Source organism: Psychrobacter sp. FME13 (assembly GCF_014861395.1).
GTDB lineage: Bacteria > Pseudomonadota > Gammaproteobacteria > Pseudomonadales > Moraxellaceae > Psychrobacter.
Genome location: NZ_RRYV01000339.1, coordinates 1 through 870 on the forward strand (window position 1 = coordinate 1; position 870 = coordinate 870).

The 870-nt window shown below is 35.1% G+C and carries 1 protein-coding gene and 1 pseudogene; both read left to right on the top strand.

Annotated elements, in window-relative coordinates; genetic code table 11:
• Window positions 1-151 (top strand): annotated as a pseudogene (locus tag EI164_RS17255) (IS30 family transposase); the annotation flags it as partial.
• A gap of 158 nt (window positions 152-309) precedes the next feature.
• Window positions 310-774, top strand: a complete 465-nt coding sequence (locus tag EI164_RS16470) for a hypothetical protein (RefSeq protein ID WP_192521041.1) — start codon at window positions 310-312, stop codon at window positions 772-774.
• Window positions 775-870 lie beyond the last annotated feature (96 nt).

Below are 870 nucleotides of genomic sequence, written 5' to 3' on the forward strand. Positions count from 1 at the left end.
CGGCCTTATCAGAGAGTACTTGCCTAAGGGTTGTGACTTTAGACAAGTCTCTGATGATGAGATGCAGGACATTGAGAACAAATTAAACAACAGACCAAGAAAACGATTAGGGTTTAAGACGCCTATGCAGGCGTTCTATAATATTAATTAGCGTTGCACTTGGTGTGTTAATCTAAGAAGTTAAATGTTATAACTCTCAAGAATAATGATAGATTGCAAAAAGCCGTTAAAAGTTTAACATTTTATTGAGTGTATTTTACTGTAAAGCGTTTCTTAACTTGGGTTGATTTTTTATAAATGGATTTTCTTATGCGTGCAACGAAAAGTGATACTTCAGAAAATAGAAAAAGACATGGCGAGCATATTCTTATTAGCCTAACGTATATCGGCAAAAATATTGAATTAAAATCAGGGGTGGAGTTAACTCGCGCTCTTGAGCATTGGCGGAGATATTTTGATGAAACTGGTCTAGTTTCAGCACTGGTGATTAATGAAGGTTATTTTGTTCAAAACATACAAGGCTCAAGACCTGTTGTTAATGCTGCTCTAGCGAAAATATTCGATGAACATTCTAAGATTATGCCTAATATTGTCAAATTAGAAGAAATAGAAGCCTGTACATGGGATGGTTATCTAATCAAGCATTTGACGTCAAGTGCTGAAGATGAAGAGTACGCTCTAAAAAGCTTTTCAGCAGGTTCTGACTTTAATCCCTATCTAATGAAAAGCACTCAGATCGAAAACTTTTTAAAAGTGATTTTTGAAGACAGCTAATTGAAGTTGTGTCGAATAGATAGTATGTGTTTACTATGATATTTGGTGGTGTTCTAAAAAGTATGCTGGCATCAGACGTAGCCATAATTGATGTAA

Excerpts from the sequence above, each read along its gene's own strand:
- EI164_RS16470 (WP_192521041.1), top strand. The coding sequence starts at position 310 with ATGCGTGCAACGAAAAGTGATACTTCAGAAAATAGAAAAAGACATGGC.